The sequence below is a fragment of the Streptomyces sp. XY431 genome (assembly GCF_001279805.1).
Taxonomy (GTDB): Bacteria; Actinomycetota; Actinomycetes; order Streptomycetales; family Streptomycetaceae; genus Kitasatospora; species Kitasatospora purpeofusca.
On sequence record NZ_LGDO01000240.1, the window covers coordinates 1 to 1,626 of the forward strand.

Annotated in this window: 1 protein-coding gene and 1 pseudogene; one reads left to right on the forward strand and one right to left on the reverse strand. The window is 70.8% G+C overall.

The window, feature by feature from the left end; translation table 11 throughout:
- Positions 1–81: pseudogene (locus tag ADK60_RS48160) on the forward strand (transposase); the annotation flags it as partial.
- A gap of 860 nt (positions 82–941) precedes the next feature.
- On the opposite strand, the gene ADK60_RS22185 reads toward ADK60_RS48160, so the two are convergent.
- The gene (locus tag ADK60_RS22185; protein ID WP_053648370.1) at positions 942–1,232 is read right to left on the reverse strand and encodes a hypothetical protein; all 291 of its coding nucleotides are present in this window, start codon (positions 1,230–1,232) and stop codon (positions 942–944) included.
- Between the last annotated feature and the right edge of the window lie 394 nt (positions 1,233–1,626).

Sequence of the window (1,626 nt, forward strand, 5' to 3'; positions counted from 1 at the left end):
CGCCTGCAGTACCGGCCCGATACCCTCGACGGCTTCATAGCCGGCACCGGCCTGACCCTCGACACTCCAACCTCACCCTGACAAGCCGAAGTCAGTAACACACCACAGGTGGGGGTGATCCTTTACCGCGTAAAGATCCAAGACGCTTCCTCGCCCGAAGGGCTCAGCCGGCGGGGTTCTCGGCGACGCCGAGGTCGCACTCGTTTTCCCCGCAGGCGCAGGCGCAGGCGCAGGGGTCAGCCGCAGCCGCAGCCGGGGACCGGGACCGACGGCCCGTCCTCTCTGCACGGGCGGGGGTCAGCCGATCGGCAGCCATGCGGCGAAGGTGCGTTCCTGGTCCTCCCCGCGAGCGCGGGGGTCAGCCGTTCTTGCGCGATGACCTGACGAGGATGCCGCCGTCCTCCCCGCGGACGCGGGGGTCAGCCGTCGGAGATCCGTGCGGAGTTCGCCGCCGAGCTATCCTCTCCGCGTCCGCGGGGGTCAGCCGGGGTGGGCAACATCCCAGCTGGCCACCGGAGGGTACAAGCCGTGAGAACGGTGCAGGTCGCGAAGGGTCCTCCCCGCGCAGGCGGGGGTCAACCGTCCGGCCTCGGTCCGCCAGGCCAGTCCCGGCCGTCCTCCCCGCGCAGGCGGGGGTCGGCCGAGGTGACCGGCGAAGGGCAGCCCGCGTGCCGCGTCCTCTCCGTGCAGGCTGGGGTCAGCCGACCCGAGCCGATCGCTTTCAGGACGACCTGAGGTCCTCCCCGCGAGCGCGGGGGTCAGCCGCCGGAACAGCCGCTCGCCCGCGACGCCACGATGTCCTCCCTGCGAGCGCGGGGGTCAGCCGCCGGGCACAAGCCGTCGATGCGGACTCGGTTGGTCCTGCCCGCGCCCGCGGGGGTCAGCCGCAGCGACCGAGCTTGGCATCACCGACCCGTGGTCCTTCCCCGCGAGCGCGGAGGTCAGTTGTTGGTGGTCGCGGGTTCTTCGTCGAGGAGGCCGCAGGCTACGGGGAAGTCCTTGATGAACTGCCGTCGGTCGGGGTCGGTCTCGGCTGCGGCCAGGTCGGTGAGCGCGGTCAGGAACCGCTCGCGCTGGTCGTGGGGCAACTGCCGCAGTACCCAGCTCACACTCTCCGTTGCCTTCACCGCAGAGTCGGGGTCGACCTCGTCGTCCTCGCAGGTGTCGAGGAACCGGACGATGTCCACGACGAGCCCGACGAGGACAGGCACCAGTGGGTCCGTGTCAGTCATCCGGGCAACCTACCCGCCCCCAACGACAACGCCACCGCCCACCCGGCCGACGGCAGACCCCGGCAAGCGGGGATCCACTCCCCCGGGCACCACACCGGCGAACGTGCGGCCCCGCCTTGTCTGCCACGATGGACGCTGCTCCTTGACACCTCAACAGACCGGCCCGGAACGCTACGTCCGGCAGACCGGTCAAGGAATGGCAAAGCCGTGAGAACGGCGCAGGTCGCGAAGGTCCTCCCCGCGAGCGCGGGGGTCAGCCGGCCGGCGCGAGCACGAAGCGCTCCATGGTCGAGTCCTCCCCGCGAGCGCGGGGGTCTGTCATTGGCGTCCGTTACGGTGTGCGTCGTGACCGACTCTGTGGCCTGGACCGACGACGAGATCATCGCCAGGATTC